This window comes from Flavobacterium ardleyense (genome assembly GCF_042686085.1).
Lineage (GTDB): Bacteria > Bacteroidota > Bacteroidia > Flavobacteriales > Flavobacteriaceae > Flavobacterium > Flavobacterium ardleyense.
In genome coordinates this window covers 502,157-522,041 of the sequence record NZ_JBHUOL010000012.1, presented here as the reverse complement: position 1 = coordinate 522,041, position 19,885 = coordinate 502,157, and the positions used below count along the sequence as shown (strand labels likewise).

20 protein-coding genes are annotated in these 19,885 nt (G+C 32.8%); 15 read left to right on the top strand and 5 right to left on the bottom strand.

The annotated features are described in order from the left end of the window. Nucleotides 1-9: 9 nt before the first annotated feature. The 6 genes from ACFSX9_RS08055 (at nt 10) to ACFSX9_RS08030 (ending at nt 6,442) form a co-directional block, all read left to right on the top strand. Nucleotides 10-2,259 carry a TonB-dependent receptor gene (locus ACFSX9_RS08055; RefSeq protein ID WP_379806456.1) on the top strand — a complete coding sequence of 750 codons (2,250 nt, stop codon included), beginning with the start codon at nt 10-12 and terminating at the stop codon, nt 2,257-2,259. Continuing rightward, the gene (locus tag ACFSX9_RS08050) at nt 2,260-3,399 is read left to right on the top strand and encodes a lycopene cyclase family protein (RefSeq protein WP_379806454.1); all 1,140 of its coding nucleotides are present in this window, start codon (nt 2,260-2,262) and stop codon (nt 3,397-3,399) included. It begins immediately after the preceding gene. A gap of 108 nt (nt 3,400-3,507) precedes the next feature. After that, nucleotides 3,508-3,918 carry a BrxA/BrxB family bacilliredoxin gene (locus ACFSX9_RS08045; RefSeq protein WP_379806452.1) on the top strand — a complete coding sequence of 137 codons (411 nt, stop codon included), beginning with the start codon at nt 3,508-3,510 and terminating at the stop codon, nt 3,916-3,918. A gap of 89 nt (nt 3,919-4,007) precedes the next feature. Next, nucleotides 4,008-4,742, top strand: coding sequence for a lysophospholipid acyltransferase family protein (locus ACFSX9_RS08040; RefSeq protein WP_379806450.1), 735 nt, complete (start codon nt 4,008-4,010; stop codon nt 4,740-4,742). A 4-nt stretch (nt 4,743-4,746) separates the two neighbouring features. Beyond that, a complete protein-coding gene (locus ACFSX9_RS08035) occupies nt 4,747-5,739 on the top strand; it encodes an acyl-ACP desaturase (protein ID WP_379806448.1) in 993 nt (330 codons plus the stop codon). A gap of 58 nt (nt 5,740-5,797) precedes the next feature. Continuing rightward, nucleotides 5,798-6,442 (top strand): HD domain-containing protein, encoded by a 645-nt coding sequence (locus ACFSX9_RS08030; RefSeq protein WP_379806446.1) that lies wholly within the window; start codon nt 5,798-5,800, stop codon nt 6,440-6,442. Nucleotides 6,443-6,495: 53 nt separating this feature from the next. On the opposite strand, the gene ACFSX9_RS08025 is transcribed toward ACFSX9_RS08030, so the two are convergent. The 5 genes from ACFSX9_RS08025 to ACFSX9_RS08005 form a co-directional block, all read right to left on the bottom strand. Then, the gene (locus tag ACFSX9_RS08025; RefSeq protein ID WP_379806444.1) at nt 6,496-7,272 is read right to left on the bottom strand and encodes an enoyl-CoA hydratase/isomerase family protein; all 777 of its coding nucleotides are present in this window, start codon (nt 7,270-7,272) and stop codon (nt 6,496-6,498) included. A gap of 66 nt (nt 7,273-7,338) precedes the next feature. Next, nucleotides 7,339-8,751 (bottom strand): sensor histidine kinase, encoded by a 1,413-nt coding sequence (locus tag ACFSX9_RS08020; protein ID WP_379807061.1) that lies wholly within the window; start codon nt 8,749-8,751, stop codon nt 7,339-7,341. A gap of 210 nt (nt 8,752-8,961) precedes the next feature. Then, nucleotides 8,962-9,510, bottom strand: a complete 549-nt coding sequence (locus tag ACFSX9_RS08015; RefSeq protein WP_379806442.1) for a CopD family protein — start codon at nt 9,508-9,510, stop codon at nt 8,962-8,964. Between the two features lie 6 nt (nt 9,511-9,516). Next, nucleotides 9,517-10,530, bottom strand: a complete 1,014-nt coding sequence (gene hemH / locus ACFSX9_RS08010; RefSeq protein WP_379806440.1) for a ferrochelatase — start codon at nt 10,528-10,530, stop codon at nt 9,517-9,519. 103 nt (nt 10,531-10,633) lie between these two features. Next, nucleotides 10,634-11,506 (bottom strand): helix-turn-helix domain-containing protein, encoded by an 873-nt coding sequence (locus tag ACFSX9_RS08005; RefSeq protein ID WP_379806438.1) that lies wholly within the window; start codon nt 11,504-11,506, stop codon nt 10,634-10,636. Nucleotides 11,507-11,736: 230 nt separating this feature from the next. Between ACFSX9_RS08005 and hemA the strand changes: the two genes are divergently transcribed. From hemA to hemF, 9 genes are read left to right on the top strand one after another with little or no spacing between them, the layout of a single operon-like run. Next, on the top strand, nt 11,737-12,993 hold the full coding sequence (gene hemA, locus ACFSX9_RS08000) for a glutamyl-tRNA reductase (protein ID WP_379806436.1): 1,257 nt from the start codon (nt 11,737-11,739) through the stop codon (nt 12,991-12,993). Beyond that, nucleotides 12,990-13,910, top strand: a complete 921-nt coding sequence (gene hemC / locus ACFSX9_RS07995; RefSeq protein ID WP_379807059.1) for a hydroxymethylbilane synthase — start codon at nt 12,990-12,992, stop codon at nt 13,908-13,910. The genes hemA and hemC overlap by 4 nt, the downstream gene beginning before the upstream one ends. Before the next feature lie 13 nt (nt 13,911-13,923). Beyond that, entirely contained in the window at nt 13,924-15,666 is a 1,743-nt protein-coding gene (locus tag ACFSX9_RS07990; RefSeq protein ID WP_379806434.1) for a TrkH family potassium uptake protein, read from the top strand. 10 nt (nt 15,667-15,676) lie between these two features. Beyond that, the gene (locus ACFSX9_RS07985; protein WP_379806432.1) at nt 15,677-16,384 is read left to right on the top strand and encodes a potassium channel family protein; all 708 of its coding nucleotides are present in this window, start codon (nt 15,677-15,679) and stop codon (nt 16,382-16,384) included. 2 nt (nt 16,385-16,386) lie between these two features. Then, a complete protein-coding gene (locus tag ACFSX9_RS07980; RefSeq protein WP_379806430.1) occupies nt 16,387-17,046 on the top strand; it encodes a uroporphyrinogen-III synthase in 660 nt (219 codons plus the stop codon). Between the two features lie 29 nt (nt 17,047-17,075). After that, nucleotides 17,076-18,104 carry a uroporphyrinogen decarboxylase gene (gene hemE, locus ACFSX9_RS07975; RefSeq protein ID WP_379806428.1) on the top strand — a complete coding sequence of 343 codons (1,029 nt, stop codon included), beginning with the start codon at nt 17,076-17,078 and terminating at the stop codon, nt 18,102-18,104. A gap of 44 nt (nt 18,105-18,148) precedes the next feature. Further along, entirely contained in the window at nt 18,149-18,445 is a 297-nt protein-coding gene (locus ACFSX9_RS07970; RefSeq protein WP_379806426.1) for a hypothetical protein, read from the top strand. Further along, on the top strand, nt 18,446-18,982 hold the full coding sequence (locus ACFSX9_RS07965; RefSeq protein ID WP_379806424.1) for a GNAT family N-acetyltransferase: 537 nt from the start codon (nt 18,446-18,448) through the stop codon (nt 18,980-18,982). It begins immediately after the preceding gene. Further along, the gene (gene hemF / locus ACFSX9_RS07960; RefSeq protein WP_379806422.1) at nt 18,972-19,874 is read left to right on the top strand and encodes an oxygen-dependent coproporphyrinogen oxidase; all 903 of its coding nucleotides are present in this window, start codon (nt 18,972-18,974) and stop codon (nt 19,872-19,874) included. The genes ACFSX9_RS07965 and hemF overlap by 11 nt, the downstream gene beginning before the upstream one ends. The last annotated feature ends 11 nt before the right edge of the window (nt 19,875-19,885 follow it).

Below are 19,885 nucleotides of genomic sequence, written 5' to 3'. Positions count from 1 at the left end.
TTAATACTAATGAAAAAAATTGTTTTGCTACTGCTTATTTCTGCTTATGGATTCTCACAAACAAGCATCAAGGGAAAAGTTTATAGTGGCAATGAACCTTTGTCCTATGCTTCCATTTACTTAAAAGAAATAAAAAAAGGAGCTCAGACTGATGAAAATGGAAATTACGAAATCAAAAATATCGAATCAGGAACTTACAGTATAATTGCTTCCTACATGGGTTATCAAACCGAAAAAAGAACTATTATCATCACCACAGAGAACAAAAATGAAATCAATTTCAACTTAAAAGAAGATCCAAATAATCTTGAAGAAGTTGTAGTTTCTGGAACAATGAAAGCTGTTTCTCGCATGGAAACTCCTGTTCCAGTTGAAGTTTATACACAAGCATTTTTGAAAAAAAATCCAACGTCAAATATTTTTGAAGCTTTACAAAATGTAAATGGTGTGCGCCCGCAGTTGAATTGTAGCATTTGTAATACGGGTGATATTCACATTAACGGTTTAGAAGGACCTTATACAATGGTTACGATCGACGGAATGCCAATTGTGAGTTCTCTTTCTACGGTTTATGGTTTGTCTGGGATTCCGAATTCATTAATTGAACGTGTAGAAGTAGTAAAAGGTCCGGCTTCTAGTTTATATGGAAGTGAAGCAGTCGGCGGATTAATTAATATTATTACTAAAAAACCATCAAACGCTCCTCTGTTTTCAGCAGATATCTTTTCTACTTCTTGGTTAGAAACTAATGTTGATTTGGCTTTCAAAAGTAATATCGGTAAAAAAGCAACTACATTAGTTGGGATCAATTACTACAATTTTGATGAAACGATAGATAATAACAACGATAATTTTACAGATGTAACACTTCAAGAACGAGTTTCGCTATTCAATAAATGGAGTTTTGACCGAAAAGACAATAAAGAATTCACTTTAGCCGGAAGATTTTTCTACGAAGACCGTTGGGGAGGAGAAATGCAATGGAATAAATCCTTCAGAGGTGGAGATGAAGTATATGGAGAAAGCATTTACACAACAAGATTTGAGCTGTTAGGAAAATATCAATTACCTACAATCGAAGATATGTTCATCTCATTTTCCGTAACCGATCACGACCAAAATTCGGTTTATGGAAACACTTTATATATGGCGAAACAGAAAATTGCTTTCGCACAATACACTTGGGATAAAAAAATAGAAAATCATAATCTTTTATTAGGAAGTGCTTTCCGTCATCAATATTATGACGATAATACAACAGGAACAATTGATCCAGAACGTTCGAATATCTACAGTTTATTTCTTCAAGATGAAATCAAAATGTCAGAAAAACATACGGTATTATTAGGTGCAAGATATGATTATAACAACAATCACGGTTCTATTTTTACGCCAAGAGTAGCTTACAAATGGAAAATATCAGATCACGATGTTTTCAGAATTAATGCTGGAACAGGATTTAGAATTGTAAATCTATTTACCGAAGAACACGCAGCTTTAACTGGTGCAAGAGATGTAATTATTACCGAAGATTTAAAACCTGAAAAATCATATAACATCAATTTAAATTATTTGAAGAAAATCAAATTTGAAGACGGTTCATTCTTAGGATTAGAAGCTTCAACCTGGTACACTTATTTCACGAATCAAATTATTCCAGATTATGATACCAATCCAAACCAAATTATTTATTCGAATTTAAACGGTTATGCAGAAACAATCGGCTTGAATGGAAATATCGACTACATTTCTACTTTCGGATTAAAAGCTATTATTGGATTTACAATGTTACAGCCTAAAAACGTACAAAATGGGGTTTCTTCCCTACCGGTTTTAACCGAAAAATATAGTGTGAATTGGGCATTATCGTATGATATTCCAAAATGGTATTTATCAATTGATTACACAGGAAATTTATATGGACCAATGCGTTTGCCTTTATTAGGCGAGTTAGATCCAAGAAAAGAATATTCGCCAGTTTGGAGTTTGCAAAACATTCAGTTTACTTACAAAAAATTTCGTAATTTTGAACTTTATGGTGGTGTAAAAAACCTTTTAAATTGGACACCTGCAAAAGGAAATCCATTCTTAATTGCCGGAGCAAACGATCCATTTGACCAAAATGTTGATTTTGATGCTTCCGGAAATGTTATTGCAACACCAACAAATCCTTACGCTTTGACGTTTGACCCCAATTATGTTTACGCGCCAAACCAAGGAATTAGAGGCTTTTTAGGAATCAGATATACTATATTTTAAATGCAACATTATCATTATATTTTCACAGGATCAGGATTATCGGCATTAATGACGGTTTATGAAATGATGCTTTCCGGAAAATTTAATGATAAAACAATGTTATTAATTGATGAAAATCCCAAAAAATCCAACGATAGAACTTGGTGCTTTTGGGATCAAAATCATTTATTTGAAGATATAGTTTCTAAAAAATGGCCACAAGCTACTTTTTCGAATGAAAAATTTACCCGAGTTTTAGAATTAACTCCTTACGAATACAAGAAGATTGATGGATTAGCTTTTTATGAAATGGTTTTCAAAATGATTTCAGAACATAAAAACATTCATTTTTTAAATCAGAAAGTAGTTGATTTTACTGAATTAGGAGATCACTGTGTCGTTAAAACTGCTGTAGGAAATTTCACTTGCAACAAAGTTTTCAATTCGATTTATAATCCGAAAGAAGTAACATCGCAAAGCAAATACCCTTTAATTCATCAACATTTTATTGGTTGGTTTATTAAAAGTAAAGAAGCTGTTTTTACACCAAATTGTGCCACATTTATGGATTTTTCGGTGGAATTAAAAAATAACACTCGATTTATGTATGTTTTGCCAACTTCAACTACTGAAGCTTTGTTAGAATATACGTTGTTTTCAAAAAACTTACTTTCGAAAGAAGAATACGAAGCTGAAATTCAAAATTATATTACCAGATTAGGTATTACTGAATACGAAATCATCGAAAAGGAATCCGGAAATATCCCAATGACTTCTTTCCCGTTTTGGAAAAATAACAGTAAAAACATCGTACAAATTGGTTCCGCTGGTGGTTGGACAAAAGCAAGCACGGGTTATACTTTTAAAAATGCGGTAAAGAAATCAAAAGCTTTAGTTCAATTTCTGAAAACAGAATCCGACTTTGTAAAATTTCATAAGAAAGACAAATTTTGGTTTTATGATTTATTATTGTTAGATATTTTAAATTCGAAAAATCATTTAGGTCCGACTATTTTTTCTTCAATGTTCAAAGCTGGAAGTTCGGAAGTTGTTTTCAAGTTTTTGGATGAAGAAACTTCGCTTTGGGAAGATTTACAAGTAATTTGGCGTTGTCCAAAAATGCCATTTATTCGAGCATTACTAAATCGAATACTTCCATAACAAATCTTTATGATTTATTTAAAATATAAATTTAGAAATCATTGTATCTTTACATAAATTTGGAACCACGAAAATCCAAATCAATATTAATCATAAAATTAAAACGATATGTATCCAGAAGAAATGGTAAAACCAATGCGTGCTGAATTAACAGATGCTGGTTTTCAAGAATTACATAGTGCAGAAGCAGTAGAAAATGCTTTAAAAATAGAAGGAACAACTTTAGTAGTAATCAATTCAGTTTGTGGTTGTGCAGCAAGAAACGCACGCCCAGGAGCTCAAATGAGTTTAGATGGTGCTAAAAAACCTACACAAATGGTAACTGTTTTCGCAGGAGTTGACAGAGAAGCAGTGGATGCAGCGCGTCAACACATGTTTCCTTTTCCTCCATCATCGCCTTGTATGGCTTTGTTCAAAAACGGAGAATTAGTTCATATGTTAGAACGTCATCATATTGAAGGACGTCCGGCTGAATTAATTGCTGAAAATTTAAAAGACGCATACAACGAGCATTGCTAATTGATACTATGCTAGCATATAATAAAACCACCACAAAAATGGTGGTTTTTTTATTTTAAACCTTACTTTTGTACAAATTCATCTAATAAATGGAAAAAATAATATCTTATCCTCTTTCTATAGTTTATTATTGCGTCTTTATACTTTGGTTACTGATCTTTCATCCCATTCAATGGGTTTGTTTAAACTTATTTGGCTACAATGCTCATCGCATCAGCGTTGCTTATATGAATTGGTTTTTAGTACGAACTGCACATATTCTAGGTACAACTTTTCACATTGAAGGATTGGAAAATGTTCCTACAAACCAACCTTTAATTATTGTCGCTAATCATCAAAGTTTACACGATATTACTACTATGATTTGGTTTTTAAGAAAAACGCATCCAAAATTTATTAGTAAAATTGAATTGGGAAAAGGAATTCCAAGTGTTTCTTACAATTTACGTCACGGAGGATCTGCTTTAATTGATAGGAAAGATCCAAAACAAGCTTTACCAGCTATTAAAAAAGTCGCTGAATTAGTAAATAAAAATAATTACGCCGTTGTAATATTTCCAGAAGGAACCAGAAGTAAAACTGGAGAACCGAAACCTTTTGCAACTAGCGGCATGAAAATGTTGTACAAATTTGCTCCAAATGCATATTTTTTACCCATCACCATTAACAATTCTTGGAAATTCACTAAATTTGGGCAATTTCCTCTAGGATTGGGAGTTAAGTTAAAATTACAAATACACGAACCCTTAAAAATTTCAGACTATTCGTTTGAAGATATTGCGGAAAAAACAGAGAAAATAATAACCCAACACATAAAAATATAAAACCATGTCTATACAAAACATTCGACTAGAAGTTATGCAATTTCTTGAAAAGAAGATCGACACTTTTGTGGATGATTATTTAATTCCAGTGGAGAAAATTTGGCAACCTACAGATTTACTACCTGATTCTCAAAGTGAAAACTTTTTTGAAGAAGTAAAAGAAATACAAGAAATTGCAAAAGACTTACCTTATGATTTCTGGGTGGCTTTAGTAGGTGATACCATTACAGAAGAAGCTTTGCCAACATATGAATCTTGGTTACTAAACGTAGAAGGTGTTAATCCGGAAGATAGAACCAACGGCTGGAACAAATGGATTCGTCAATGGACCGGTGAAGAAAACCGTCACGGAGACGTATTAAATAAGTATTTATATCTTTCTGGAAGAGTAAATATGCGTGAAGTGGAAATGACAACGCAGCATCTAATTAATGATGGTTTTGATATTGGAACTAGTAATGATCCTTATAAAAACTTCGTTTACACCAGTTTCCAAGAATTAGCAACTTACGTTTCTCACAACAGAGTGGCACAAATTGCTAGAAAATACGGTGATAAAAAATTACATAAAATGTGTAATCTTATTGCTGGAGACGAAATGCGTCATCACTTAGCTTATAGCCAATTTATCACTGAAATTTTCAAAGTAGATCCAAGTGAAATGATGTTGGCGTTCCAACACATGATGAAACATAAAATTATTATGCCTGCTCATTTCTTGAGAGAATCAGGACAAAAAATAAGCACAGCTTTTGAACAATTTTCAGATTCTGCACAACGAATTGGTGTTTACACTGCGGTTGATTATGTGGACATCATGCAAAAATTAATTGACAAGTGGGAAATTGATAAAATTTCAGGATTAACAGGAGAAGCAGAAAAAGCTCGTGATTACTTAATGAAATTACCTGCAAGAATGACAAGAGTTTCTGAACGTTTAGTGATTCCTGAAGCGGGTCACATTTTTAAATGGGTTGAACCTGCATTAGCAAGATAAAAATAGAAATAGAAATTCCAATTTTATAATGAAATTGGAATTTTTTATACCCCAAAACATGAAGACAATACACCATACAATACTTTTCGTAAAAGAAAAGCTTAAAAATGCTGAAGGCGGACATGACTGGTTTCACGTAGAACGTGTTTATAATAATGCGCTTTTAATAGCAGAAGAAGAAACTTGCGATTTACAAGTGGTAAAATTAGCCGCTTTGCTTCACGATGTTGCCGATTCTAAATTCCATAATGGCGATGAAACTATAGGTCCGAAAATGGCTAGAGAGTTTTTGATTTCCCAAAATTTAGAGCAAGAAACTATAAATCACGTAATCTCAATTATTGAAAATATTTCTTTTAAAGGTGGTAATTTTGAAAGTGATTTCAATTCTAAAGAGCTAGAAATTGTTCAAGATGCTGATCGTTTAGATGCGCTTGGCGCGATTGGAATAGCTAGAACATTTAATTATGGAGGGTTTAAAAATAGAACACTTTATGATCCAAATGTACAGCCAAATTTAAGCATGAGTAAAGAAGAGTATAAAAATTCTGAAGCACCGACTTTAAATCATTTCTATGAAAAATTATTGCTTTTGAAAGATAAAATGAACACTGAAACTGGCAAAAAAGTAGCTAAAAAGAGACACGATTTTATGGTTTCTTTTTTATCGCAATTTTATGCGGAATGGGAAGGCGATCTTTAATATTTTAAAACCTTTGTCAAAATTCTAAATTTTGACAAAGGTTTTAAATTACACTATTTCCCAGGGAAAACTGCTTTTCTTTTTTCTAAAAATGCTGTCGTTCCTTCTTTAAAATCTTCAGTACCAAAACTTGCTCCAAAGTTTTTAATTTCTACTTCATATCCGTTAACGCCATCTTCAAAGTTTGCATTAATAGCTTCAATAGCTTTTGCAATAGCAACACTTGAATTTTTTACGATTTTTGATGCGATGCCTTTTGCAAAATCAAGTAATTCTTCTTGAGCAACTACATGATTCACTAAACCGTAATTTTTTGCCGTTTCTGCATCAATCATTCCTGCTGTCATAATCATTTCCATTGCACGACCCTTTCCAACTAATTGTGTTAATCTTTGCGTTCCTCCATAACCAGGAATTACTCCTAAAGTTACTTCTGGCAATCCCATTTTAGCATTACTTGAAGCTACTCTGAAATGACAAGACATTGCTAATTCTAAACCACCACCAAGAGCAAAACCATTTACAGCTGCAATTACTGGTGTGCTTAAGTTTTGTAAGAAATCAAATAACAAAGCTTGACCTTCCGCAGCCAATTTACCACCGTCTTCCATTGAAAAATCAGCAAATTCGGAAATATCAGCTCCGGCTACGAATGCTTTTTCGCCACTTCCAGTAATGATGATTGCTTTTACACTTGCATCTTCATTCAATGCTTTGAAACCTTCATGCAACTCCTGAATCGTAGCTTTGTTTAAAGCGTTTAATTTCGTGGGACGATTGATAGTAACAATAGCAATATTGTCTTGTTTTTCGATTAAAATATTTTCCATTTCTTTTATTTTAACGCAAAGTTGCAAAGGTTTTCGCAAAGTTGCAAAGATTATTATTTTGTGTTTTTATTTTGTAATTGGAAATGAGACTAAAAATTCAGTTCCTTTTCCTGGTTCTGATTCAAAGGTAATTGTTCCGTGGTAATTTTCAATTATGTTTTTTATAATTGCCAAGCCAAGACCCATTCCACTAGATTTTGTGGTGAATTTTGGTTCGAAAATTCGAACTGTATTTTGTGGAGAAATTCCTTTTCCGTTATCTTTTACCGCAATTTTAACTTGATTATTTTCTCTAAAGACCTTGACAAAAATAACTTTATGCTCTTGTTCTTCAGGAATAGATTGCGTAGCGTTCTTTACCAGATTTGTAATTACACGAATCAATTGGGTTCTGTCTAATTTAGCAATGATTTCATCTTCTAATGCTGAAAACTGAATGTAATCTTCATTGAAAATTTCCAAAGCCATTTTTACAATATGAACTACATTTAAAGTTTCATTTTGCTGGGCAGGCATCGTTGCAAAGTTTGAAAACGCACTCGCCACCGAGCTCATTGTATCAATTTGTTGCAGAATGGTTTTAGTATAATCGTCTAGTTTTTTTGTGATATCTGGATTATTAGGATCAAACTTGCGTTGGAAACTTTGCACTGTTAAGCGCATTGGTGTTAATGGATTTTTGATTTCGTGTGCTACTTGTTTAGCCATTTCACGCCAAGCTTGCTCGCGTTCGCTTTGTGCTAAAACTGTTGCGCTTTCTTCTAATTTATCCACCATGTTATTGTAGGACTTAATTAGCAGGTTGATTTCTTTACTACCGTCTTCAATTACAATTTTCTCATTTAAATGATTTAATTGTGTTTCTTCAAGGCGATCACTAATGATTTTTAAAGATTTTGTAATATAACTCGATAAAAAATAAGATAAAATAATAGAAATCAAGAACATAATTATATAAACTTGACCAAATCGAATTAAGAAATTTTGGACATCATTATCATAAAACTCTCTTTTTTCTTCATAAGGTAAATTTAAAATACCCAAAGGTTTAAACTTGGTGTCCTTTAAATAGGAAAAAGAAGAACGAAATGTTCGACTTTCAATATTAGTGAATTCAATATAACGCTTTTCAAGTGAAGACTGAATTATTTTTAAGGTCGATGGATTAATTTTAGGCTTGTCTTTGTCTACTTTAAAAACCGGTTTCGAAGAGATTAGCAGATTTCCTCTTAAATCGAAAAAATTAATTTCCATAGTATGAATATCGGCTAATTCAAATATTTTTTCTTTGAAAATCAATGGGATATTTTCAGTGGTCAGCGGATAAGTTGTGGTCTGTAGCACATAATTAATATGCTCAGTAATCGCAACTTCTTTACGCTCTAGTCGATCTTGATGATATTCTCTGGCTTCTTTTCTAAATTGATAAATTGACACCGCAGCGATAAGTAAGGACGCAATAAGTGTCAAGAATATCATGGATAGAAATATTCTTACTCTAAGGGAAAGGTTTTTTATGTTGAATATTCTATCCATAGTATTTGTCTAGCCCAGATAGTAGTGGAAAGCTTTTTTGTGAAAAAATGGAGTTTTTGTTGTGCTAAAAAAGCGACCAACGGAAGCTCGTTTTAGTGCTTATAAAAACCCGTTTTTTGCAAAAAACTTGCAACGGATAGCTGGATTAGCTCCTTATTTTTTTTCTCTTATTTTTTTATAAAATTTGAATCCCATCATTATAACAATCGAAAATACGAAAATTCCGACTACGCCATAAATCCAATTGATTGCATTTTTTAATATTACTAAAAAGACAACGGCAAACAAAATAATCGTAGCTCCTTCATTCCAAATTCTGAAGAAATTTGACGACTGTTTTACTTCGTTTTTCTGTAAATTTTTGAATATTTGATGGCATTTTAAATGGTAAATATACAACAGCAAAACGAATGCCAACTTTACATGCATCCAAGGTTGTTGCAACCAAACCTGTCCGATTTCTGTAAAAAATAACATCCAAAAAGCAAAAACACTGGCCAAAACTGCACTTGGCCAAGTGATTATATACCACAATCGGTATTGCATTATTTGGTATTGTTTGATTAAAATATCTTGTTCAGGTTGTGGTTTCTGTTTGGCTTCTGCGTGATAAACGAATAAGCGAACAATGTAAAAAAGACCTGCAAACCAAGTAATTACAAATATTAAATGTAGGGATTTTATGTAATTATAGAATTCCATCTGCAATTATTTAGCCCATTCTTTTACCCAACCTGCAACAACTTCACACCATTCGTCATCATCATTAAGACAAGGAACTGCGTTGAATTCTTCTCCGCCGTGTTTCAAAAACTCATCATTAGCTTCCATCGCAATCTCTTCTAAAGTTTCTAAACAATCAGAAACGAAAGCCGGAGTTACAACTGCTAATTTTTTGATTCCTTTTTCGGGCATTTTATTGATTTCAACATCCGTATAAGGTGTTAACCATTTGTCTCCTGCTAAACGCGATTGGAAAGTTTGGCTGTACTTTCCTTCTGGAATTCCCAATAATTTTACTACTTGTTTTGTAGTTTCATAACATTGATGGCTGTAGCAAAATTCGTGTGCCGGTGAAGGCGTATCACAACACGTAAGATCCATTTTACAATGTGATTCTGTAATATCTGTTTTACGAATATGACGTTTAGGAACTCCGTGATAGGAGAACAATAAATGATCGTAGTCAAAACCTTCTAAATGCTTTTTAATCGAATTCGCTAAAGCTTGAATAAAGCCCGGTTTGTTATAAAATGCCGGAACATTTGTAAAAGTCATTTCTGGAAAATGCTTTTGACGTAATTCTTCTGCTAAAACTAAAATAGTAGTAGTTGAAGCCATAGCATGTTGTGGATATAATGGCATTAACATTACTTCGGTTACGCCTTTATCTTTTAATTCTTGTAGTCCTTTTAGAATAGTCATTGTTCCATAACGCATTGCTAATGAAACCGGAACATCTACTAATTTTTGCACTTTTTCGTGCATTTTTTTAGAAATTACAATTAATGGTGAACCTTCATCTGTCCAAATTCTTGCGTAAGCTTCTGCCGATTTCTTAGGTCTAGTTTGTAAAATTATCCCACGAACTAATAAAGCACGTAATAAAAATGGAACATCAATTACATATTTGTCCATTAAAAATTCATCTAAATATGGCTTAACATCCTTTGCAGTAGGACTTTCTGGAGAACCTAAGTTCACTAATAATACTCCTTTCATGTTGTAATTTTTTTTTATAAAAGTAATTATTTTACTTCTCTTAATTTATGAATACTTATTTTTTTATTTATACTTTGATATACGAAATTGATGGCTTTTGGTTTTAAACATTAGTATTCATATTCATTAAATACTTTTTTGGTGTAGTTCCAAATTTCTTTTTGAAAGCCGCAATGAAGTGACTTCCGGTGCTGTAACCAATTTTCAATCCCACTTCATTTACATTATAAGAGCCGCTATCCAACAGCTGGCGGGCATAATCCATTTTATATTCAAACAGAAACCCAAAAACGGTATCACCATAAATTTGTTTAAAACCCATTTTTAATTTTTTTAAACTCAGCCCAACTTGTTCTGCCAAAGCTTCAAGTCCTGGTGGCTCTGACATGTTTAAAATCATTATTTCTTTCGCTTTTTTAATTTTCAACACATTTTCTTCGTCAATTAAAAAAGGACATTGTTCCGCACTTGAATCTTCCGAACGATTGAAATACAAACTTAACAATTCATACCCTTTTCCTTTATAATATAAATTTTTAATAAATGCATTTAAATGATAATGAAACAATTGACTCAATACAATGGCCATTGAAGGACTTATATCGTTCTCCTTATAATACTTCTTATCCTTATTGTCTTCACTCAAGAACGGAATATTTTCTGATTCGGACGAAAACAGACTGTGGAACTTTTTAATCGAAATTATAACCGAAACAATCCAAGTATTAGGTGCTAGTTCTAGATTAAGTGGCAACTCTTTTTGCGGATTATAAAACAAAAGTGATTTCTCTTCCTTTAAATCCAATGCATAATTTCCTTGATTAAAAATAAATTTACCTTTACCCTTTAAACCAAAGTGAAATTGTATAAACCCTTGATTTATATGCTTTTCAACGCGATACATTTCACCTCCATCATTTTGAAACAGATGTAAAATAAAGTCATTTTCAATTTTTATCTCTTCTTGAGAACCCATAGCGATGTTTTTTCGTATATAGTAACAATCAAACGGCAGTTTCTTATTTAGAATTGTTCTATATAAATAAATTCGCAACAGTTGATTTTGCTACAAATTTAGTGGAAATAACGCTAGAAAGCCAATTAAGATCTAAAATATCTTTGAACGATATAAAAAGGCCTTCCAGCGTTACTTTTCTAAATGATAGTCAAGTAATTTTGTTCAACTTTTAGGAAAGAGTAGTTTTTATGGAAAACAATACATTTGCAAAGCACCCAACATTCTACGCTGTAGGCTTGAGCTATAAAAAAGCTGATGCCGAAATGAGAGGTAAATTTAGCTTAGACGACAAATCTAAAGTAAGTTTATTACTTCAGGCGAAAGAAGAAGGCATAGAGAATTTAATCGTTACTTCAACTTGTAATAGAACCGAAATATACGGTTTTGCACAACACCCATTTCAATTAATCAAATTACTTTGTGAAAATAGTCAAGGAACAGTTGAGGATTTTCAGAAAGTAGCCTTCGTATATAAAAACCATGAAGCTATTTCACACATGTTTCGTGTTGGAACTGGATTAGACAGTCAAATTTTAGGTGATTTTGAAATTATTAGTCAACTTAAAAATGCTTTCGTTCAGAGTAAAGCAATGGAATTAGCAAATTCGTTTTTAGAACGATTAGTGAACTCAGTAATTCAGGCTAGTAAAAAAATAAAAACAGATACAGAAATTTCTTCGGGCGCAACTTCTGTTTCTTTTTCGGCGGTGCGTTACATCTTTAATAATGTACAAGATATTTCAAATAAGAATATTTTACTTTTTGGAACAGGGAAAATCGGAAGAAATACTTGTGAAAATTTAGTAAAACATTCAAAACACGAACAAATTACCTTAATTAATAGAACAAAAGATAAAGCAGAACGAATTGCTAAAAAATTAAATGTGATTGTAAAAGATTATGCTGATTTACAATTGGAAATTCAAAATGCTGATGTTTTAGTTGTGGCAACAGGCGCTTTAAATCCTACGGTTGATAAAACCATTTTAAACCTGAAAAAACCACTTTTAATTTTAGATTTATCGATTCCTAAAAACGTCAATGAAAACGTAAACGAATTGGAAAATGTCACTTTAATTCATATGGATCAATTGGCTCAAATGGCCGATGAAACTTTGGAAAATAGAAAAAAACATATTCCAGCTGCGGAAGCAATTATCGAAGAAATTAAGGATGAATTTATCGCATGGACGAAGCAACGCAAATTTGCACCTACGATCCACGCTTTAAAAGCAAAATTAAACACGATTAAAGAAGGTGAATTAAACTTTCAACGTAAAAAGCTAGCTAATTTTGATGAGGAACAAGCCGAACTAATTAGCGCAAGAATCATCCAAAAGATCACCAACCATTTTGCAAATCATTTAAAAGATGACCAAACGATGGTGGACGAAAGTATTGAATGGATTGAAAAAATATTTCAAATTGAAACGCTGGTAAAATAATGAGTAAAATTATCCGAATAGGAACACGAGATAGCGAATTAGCACTTTGGCAAGCGCATACTGTAGAAAAAAAATTAAACGATTTAGGATATAAAACTGAAATTGTAGCCGTAAAATCACAAGGTGATTTATTATTAGATAAGCCACTTTATGAATTAGGCATCACAGGTATTTTTACTAAAACTTTAGATATTGCAATGCTTAACGGTCAAGTCGATATTGCCGTACATTCAATGAAAGATGTTCCAACTGCCTTACCAATTGGAATTGTGCAAGCAGCCGTTTTAGAACGAGCAAATTCAGTAGATATATTAGTTCACAAAGGTGATTTAGATTTCTTAAACTCAGAAGGAACAATTGCAACAGGAAGCTTACGCCGACAAGCGCAATGGTTAAATAAATACCCAACACACAAAACGGTTGACATTCGTGGAAACATCAACACCCGTTTAAAAAAACTAGAAGAAAGTGACTGGAAAGGCGCAATATTTGCCGCCGCTGGTTTGGAAAGAATCAACATTAAACCTGAAAATTACATTAATTTATCATGGATGGTGCCCGCTCCTGCTCAAGGTGCAATGGTTGTTGTTGCTATGGAAAAAGATCATTTTTGCAGAGAAGCTTTATCCAAATTAAATCATAAAGAAACTGAAATTTGTACACACATAGAACGTGAATTTTTAAAAACTTTAGAAGGTGGTTGTTCAGCGCCAATTGGAGCTTTAGCAAGACCTAACGGAACATCAATTGATTTTGAAGGCGTTCTATATTCTTTAGATGGAAAAGAGAAATTTGAAAGCAAAAAAAGTTGTACTTTTGAATCCTACAAAAACTTTGGAAAAGATTGTGCTGAAGAGATTTTAAAAAACGGCGCAGCTGCTTTAATGGAAAGTATTCGTTGTGATTTGAAAAAGTAATTAATATCCACAAATGCAGAAAGACTCTTTGCTCAATTATTTATATCGCTTTTTTGATATTATCGTTTTGCTTTTTATCGTATTTGACTTTGGATATGATTTTGAAGAAAACTATAATTCACCGCATGTAATTGGGTTATTAATTCTTTCTTTTGGGTTACTAGCTTTTAATTCCTTTAAGTTTTTTACCAAACGATACGATAGTAACAAGAAAGTTGCACTCGCAAATATGCTTTTATTAGCAATTCTTTTGTTAAGCTGTGGTATAATTTCAGTAATAAATAGCAACTTCCATCACGATTATATTTTACAAAAAATAAAACCTGTTTTAGAAGGGGGTTTAATTTTCTACTTCCTTTTACGATTAATGGTTTTTGTACGTCATATTTATGACATCTACTTTAACCCTGCAATTGTTTTTGTTGGAAGTTTTATGATTCTAGCTTTAACTGGAGCGTTTTTACTAATGCTTCCAAGTGCTACCACACACGGAATAACATTTACAAATGCACTTTTTACAGCAACAAGTGCAGTTTGTGTAACTGGTTTAGTTGTACTTGATACTTCAGCTGATTTTACGCCAGTGGGCCAATCAATTATAATTGTATTAATCCAGTTGGGAGGAATTGGAATATTAACATTCACCTCGTTCTTCGCTTTCTTTTTTAGAGGAAGTTCTTCTTTTAAAGAAGGTTTAAATACAGGAAGTTTTATCGCACATGAAGGCTTGCGCGATGTTTTTAGAGCTGCACTTAATGTGGTAATTTTAACTCTGAGCGTTGAAACCGTAGGTGCATTATTTATTTACTCTTCCATAATCGACAACAAAGCTATTGACAACGAATTTTTCTTTTCGGTATTTCATTCTATATCTGCTTTTTGTAACGCTGGATTTTCAACAGTTCCAGGCGGAATGTTTAATGAATACTTACGATTTGACTACTATTTGCATTGGATTTTAATGATATTGATTGTATTGGGAGGATTAGGCCATAATATCGTTTTCAATTTTTACAAATACTTAAAAACGTATGTAATAGAATTATTTGCAAAAAAAATAGTCCATAAAAAAATTAGAATTATAACCGTAAACACGAAAATAGTAATTTATACAACACTTATTTTATTGGTCGCTGGTTTTATTTTCCTGTTCATTTCTGAATATAACAACACGTTATTACAACACGATTCATTATTTGGAAAAATAACAGCAGCAAGTTTTAGTGCGGTTTCACCCAGGACAGCAGGGTTTGACGCTATTGATTATTCGAAAATGACTGTTCCTTCTTTACTCTTTGTTATCTTTTTAATGTGGATTGGAGGATCGCCCGCTTCGACTGCTGGTGGTATTAAAACGAGTACTTTCGCATTGGCGACTTTAAACATAATAGCAGTAGCACGAGGAAAAGGTAGAATTCAGTTGTTTGGCAGAAGAATTTCGGCAGATTCCACTTCTCGTGCCTTTGCCATTTTATCAATTTCGTTACTTACGATTGGTGTTTCAATTATGGCCATTTTAATTTTTGAACCGAAAGGAACCTCAATATTAACCGTTGCTTTCGAGTGTTTTTCCGCTTACAGTACGGTAGGATTAAGTTTAAACTTTACACCAACACTAACCGAACCAAGCAAATATGTATTAATTGCATGTATGTTTATCGGTCGAATAGGAATGCTGAATTTAATGGTTGGATTATTAAGAAGATTGAATCATCAGTTCTACGAATATCCAAAAGAAAATATTTTAATTAACTAAATTTATCCAAATGAAAATAATCGTATTTGGTCTAGGAAACTTCGGAATGTCGCTTGCTATTAGCCTTACTGAAACGGGCAACGAAGTTATTGGGGTTGACAAAAATATGGAAAAAGTGAATTTAGTGAAAGATAAAATTTCACACGCCATTGTAATGGATTCCACTAATGAATTGTCGTATGAAGCTTTGCCGTTAAAAGATACTGATAAAGTTGTAGTTGCTATTGGAGAAAATGAAGGTGCAGCAATTATTACAACAGCGATTATTAAAAAATTGAGTGATGTAAAAATCATCAGTAGAGCTTTGTCACCTATTCACGACACTGTTCTAGAAGCCATGGGGATTCACAGCATCGTTCATCCAGAACAAGAATCAGCAGATCGATTAACCAAGCAAATCAACTTCAAATCAACTTTAGAGAACTATCAATTAGATGATAATTATACAATTTCTGAAGTAAAAGCGAAGCCAGAATTTTTTGGAAAGACATTAGCCGAATTAGATTCAATAGACAAATATCGTTTGACTTTAATTACCATATTTCGTAAAAGAGAAAAACGTAATTTAATTGGTAAAAGAACTGTTGTCAAAGAAACTATTGGTCGTCCAGCTCCTGATACTATTGTTCTTGAAGACGATATTTTAGTAGTTTACGGATACAATAAAGATATAGAGACTTATTGTTTAGGTCAAGAAGAATATAAAATAAGAAGTTAATAATGATTCAAATCCTTTCGACAAAAAAACTGTCAAAGATATTAAGAAAAAGAATTTCCACGGCTGGAATTAGTTGTGTGGAAAAGAACTTTATCAAAACTTCTTCGCTTCCATTTGATAAGCCGGAATTAAATGACTATCTTATTTTCACTAGTAAAAAAGCAGTAAAAAGCGTTTTAAAGTCGAAAAATAAGAATGTTTTTTCAAAACCGTGTTTGTGCGTGGGCGAAAAAACGAAAAAGAAATTACTAAAGAATAAGTTCGAAGTAATTGAATGTACCGATTATGCAGCCGATTTAATAAAAATAATTGACGCAAAATACAAAAGCAATACGTTCACTTTCTTCTGTGGCAACATCAGAAGAAACACTATTCCTGATTATTTGCAACAAAATGAAATTAAATATAACGAAATCACAGCTTACACCACCACTTTAAAACCGCGACTGATAAAGAAAAAGTACGAAGCGGTTTTGTTTTACAGTCCGTCTGGTGTAAACAGTTTTTTAGAACACAATTCAATTGAAGATAAAATATGTTTTTGCATTGGGACAACCACAGCAGATGCATTAAAGGATAAAACAGATAAAATTGTATTGGCGAGTCAGCCTACAATTGAAAATGTAATCACAGCCGTATTAAATTATTATCAACGCAAGTAGTTCATTCTACTAGCATAAAACACAAAGAAATGATTAAGAACGATTTATTCCTACGTGCCTTAAATGGAGAAACTGTTGAACGTCCACCGGTATGGATGATGCGTCAAGCAGGAAGATATTTGCCAGAATTTAGAGCTATCCGCGATAAATATGATTTCTTCACACGTTGTGAAACCCCAGAATTAGCAGCAGAAATTACAGTTCAACCGATTCGAATTGTAAAACCAGACGCAGCTATTTTATTCTCGGACATCTTAGTTATACCAAGAGCAATGGGAATTCACGTAGATTTAAAAGACAATATCGGTCCGATAATTCCAAATCCTATTCGCACAGCAGAACAAGTAAACCAAGTTATTGTACCTAATATTGAAGAAACTTTAGGTTATGTAATGGATGCTATTAAATTAACCAAACAAATGTTGGATAATGAAGTGCCATTAATTGGATTTGCAGGTTCTCCTTGGACAATTTTCTGCTATGTTGTAGAAGGAAAAGGTTCAAAAAGCTTTGATACTGCAAAAGGATTCTGTTTTTCAAATCCAGTTGCAGCACATATGTTATTGCAAAAAATCACAGATACTACAATTCTTTATTTAAAAGAAAAAGTAAAAGCAGGTTGTAATGCCATTCAAATTTTCGATTCTTGGGGAGGAATGTTATCTCCAACAGATTATACAGAATTTTCTTGGAACTACATCAACCAAATTATTGAAGCTATAGCTGACGAAACTCAGGTTATTGTTTTTGGAAAAGGATGCTGGTTTGCTTTAGGCGATATGGCAAAATCAAAAGCATCAGCTATTGGTGTAGACTGGACTTGTTCTCCAACAAATGCTCGTTATTTAACAGGCGGAAGCAAAGTATTACAAGGAAATTTCGACCCTTCTCGTTTGTTATCACCAATTCCAGTAATTAAGAAAATGGTGCACGAAATGATTGACGAATTTGGTGTTGATAACTATATTGTGAATTTAGGTCATGGTATTTTGCCAAATATTCCTGTGGATCACGCAAAAGCATTTATTGAGGCAGTTAAAGAGTATAAAAGAAAGTAAACGCAACCGTAATGATATTATGACATCTTATTATAAAGATAAGGATGAAATTTATTTATTACATATTAGTATTAGCACTTTTAAGTTGTGAAGGCGAAAAGGGTGGCGATGGAATAGTGTTTGAGAAAAAGACAGCTATTGTATTAGATAGCGTTATGTATAAATGCATCGAAACGGGCGAAATCAAGTATACTGATTCTCTAGGCTCTTGGGAAATGTATGGTCTTTTTGGAGGTTGCGTGAGTGAATGTCCTGATTTTAGAGTTGAGTTTTCGAAGACAGGTTATGTTACTAAAAAAATTACAAATCCAGACGGAAATATATACTTAGATAAAGAGTAAATGATAAAAACTTCAAGATTTCATATCGATTTTTTAGTAAAGGAAGACGCCAGAAGTTTATCTGAATTGATGTTAATCAATCATGATAATTTTAAACGATATTTTCCTATTACATTATCTAAAAATAAATCAGTTGACGAAAGTTTACATTATATTGAAGAAAAAAGAAAACAAAACGAAGCAAAATCTGAATTTACTTTTGGCATAAAAAACAATATAAATTCTGAAATTGCTGGACTGGTTATCATAAAAGAAATAAATTGGGACACGAAACAAGGCGAATTTGCTTACTGCTTGTCCACAGCTTATAACAATAAAGGGTGGATGTCTGAAACAATTGGATTAATATCAAAATATGGTTTTGACGTTTTAGGTTTTGATAAATTTCAAATTATTGCTCACAAATCTAATATTGGAAGTTGTAAAGTCGCATTAAATGCAGGTTTTAATTGGAAAAAAACGCTTTTAAACGAATACACGCCACCAAATGAAACTCCATTAGATATGGAATTATATGAACTTGAAAATGAAAAATAAATTTTATACCTACATACAAACTTTACAAGATCAAATTTGTAAAGGTTTAGAAGATCTTGACGGCGTTGCTAAATTCCGTCAGGATTTGTGGGACAGACCAGAAGGTGGTGGCGGAAGAACTCGCGTTATTGAAAACGGAACTGTTCTTGAAAAAGGAGGCGTTAATATTTCGGCGGTTCACGGAAAATTACCCGATACCATGCAAAAACTGTTTGGCGTAGGCGAAGCAGATTTTTTTGCTTGCGGATTAAGTTTAGTAATTCATCCTAAAAACCCGATGGTTCCAACAGTTCACGCAAATTGGCGTTACTTCGAAATGTATGATGAAAACGGAAACGTAATCAACAGCTGGTTTGGTGGCGGACAAGATTTAACACCTTATTATTTGTTTGAAGAAGATGCAATTCATTTTCATCAAACGTGTAAAACCGCTTGTGACCAGCAAAATTTGGACTTCTATCCAAAATATAAAAAACAATGTGATACCTATTTCTGGAATGCTCATAGAAATGAAGTTCGAGGAATTGGTGGCTTATTTTTCGATTACCTAAAAGCAACGGAAGAACAATCGATGGAAGATTGGTATAACTTTGTTTCAGGTGTTGGAAATTCTTTCTTAACAGCCTATTTACCAATAGTAGAAAAACGTAAAGAGTTACCATTTACAGAAGCAAATCGTACTTGGCAGGAAATTCGTCGAGGTCGTTATGTGGAATTTAATTTGGTTCACGATAAAGGAACTTTATTTGGTTTAAAAACCAATGGAAGAATTGAAAGTATCTTAATGAGTTTACCGCCACATGTGCAATGGGTTTACGACCATCATCCAGAAGCTGGTAGCGAAGAAGAGAAATTATTAAAAGTATTAGAAAATCCGGTTGAGTGGGTTTAAACAACAAGCAG

What these genes read in the sequence shown, in the direction of transcription:
- hemE (WP_379806428.1), top strand. Translation starts at nt 17,076, where the DNA reads ATGATTAAGAACGATTTATTCCTACGTGCCTTAAATGGAGAAACTGTT.
- ACFSX9_RS08025 (WP_379806444.1), bottom strand. Translation starts at nt 7,272, where the DNA reads ATGGAAAATATTTTAATCGAAAAACAAGACAATATTGCTATTGTTACT.
- ACFSX9_RS07980 (WP_379806430.1), top strand. Translation starts at nt 16,387, where the DNA reads ATGATTCAAATCCTTTCGACAAAAAAACTGTCAAAGATATTAAGAAAA.
- ACFSX9_RS08030 (WP_379806446.1), top strand. Translation starts at nt 5,798, where the DNA reads ATGAAGACAATACACCATACAATACTTTTCGTAAAAGAAAAGCTTAAA.
- ACFSX9_RS07970 (WP_379806426.1), top strand. Translation starts at nt 18,149, where the DNA reads ATGAAATTTATTTATTACATATTAGTATTAGCACTTTTAAGTTGTGAA.
- ACFSX9_RS08040 (WP_379806450.1), top strand. Translation starts at nt 4,008, where the DNA reads ATGGAAAAAATAATATCTTATCCTCTTTCTATAGTTTATTATTGCGTC.
- ACFSX9_RS07985 (WP_379806432.1), top strand. Translation starts at nt 15,677, where the DNA reads ATGAAAATAATCGTATTTGGTCTAGGAAACTTCGGAATGTCGCTTGCT.
- ACFSX9_RS08050 (WP_379806454.1), top strand. Translation starts at nt 2,260, where the DNA reads ATGCAACATTATCATTATATTTTCACAGGATCAGGATTATCGGCATTA.
- ACFSX9_RS07965 (WP_379806424.1), top strand. Translation starts at nt 18,446, where the DNA reads ATGATAAAAACTTCAAGATTTCATATCGATTTTTTAGTAAAGGAAGAC.
- hemF (WP_379806422.1), top strand. Translation starts at nt 18,972, where the DNA reads ATGAAAAATAAATTTTATACCTACATACAAACTTTACAAGATCAAATT.
- ACFSX9_RS08035 (WP_379806448.1), top strand. Translation starts at nt 4,747, where the DNA reads ATGTCTATACAAAACATTCGACTAGAAGTTATGCAATTTCTTGAAAAG.
- ACFSX9_RS08045 (WP_379806452.1), top strand. Translation starts at nt 3,508, where the DNA reads ATGTATCCAGAAGAAATGGTAAAACCAATGCGTGCTGAATTAACAGAT.
- ACFSX9_RS08005 (WP_379806438.1), bottom strand. Translation starts at nt 11,506, where the DNA reads ATGGGTTCTCAAGAAGAGATAAAAATTGAAAATGACTTTATTTTACAT.
- ACFSX9_RS08015 (WP_379806442.1), bottom strand. Translation starts at nt 9,510, where the DNA reads ATGGAATTCTATAATTACATAAAATCCCTACATTTAATATTTGTAATT.
- ACFSX9_RS07990 (WP_379806434.1), top strand. Translation starts at nt 13,924, where the DNA reads ATGCAGAAAGACTCTTTGCTCAATTATTTATATCGCTTTTTTGATATT.
- hemH (WP_379806440.1), bottom strand. Translation starts at nt 10,530, where the DNA reads ATGAAAGGAGTATTATTAGTGAACTTAGGTTCTCCAGAAAGTCCTACT.
- ACFSX9_RS08020 (WP_379807061.1), bottom strand. Translation starts at nt 8,751, where the DNA reads ATGATATTCTTGACACTTATTGCGTCCTTACTTATCGCTGCGGTGTCA.
- hemA (WP_379806436.1), top strand. Translation starts at nt 11,737, where the DNA reads ATGGAAAACAATACATTTGCAAAGCACCCAACATTCTACGCTGTAGGC.
- ACFSX9_RS08055 (WP_379806456.1), top strand. Translation starts at nt 10, where the DNA reads ATGAAAAAAATTGTTTTGCTACTGCTTATTTCTGCTTATGGATTCTCA.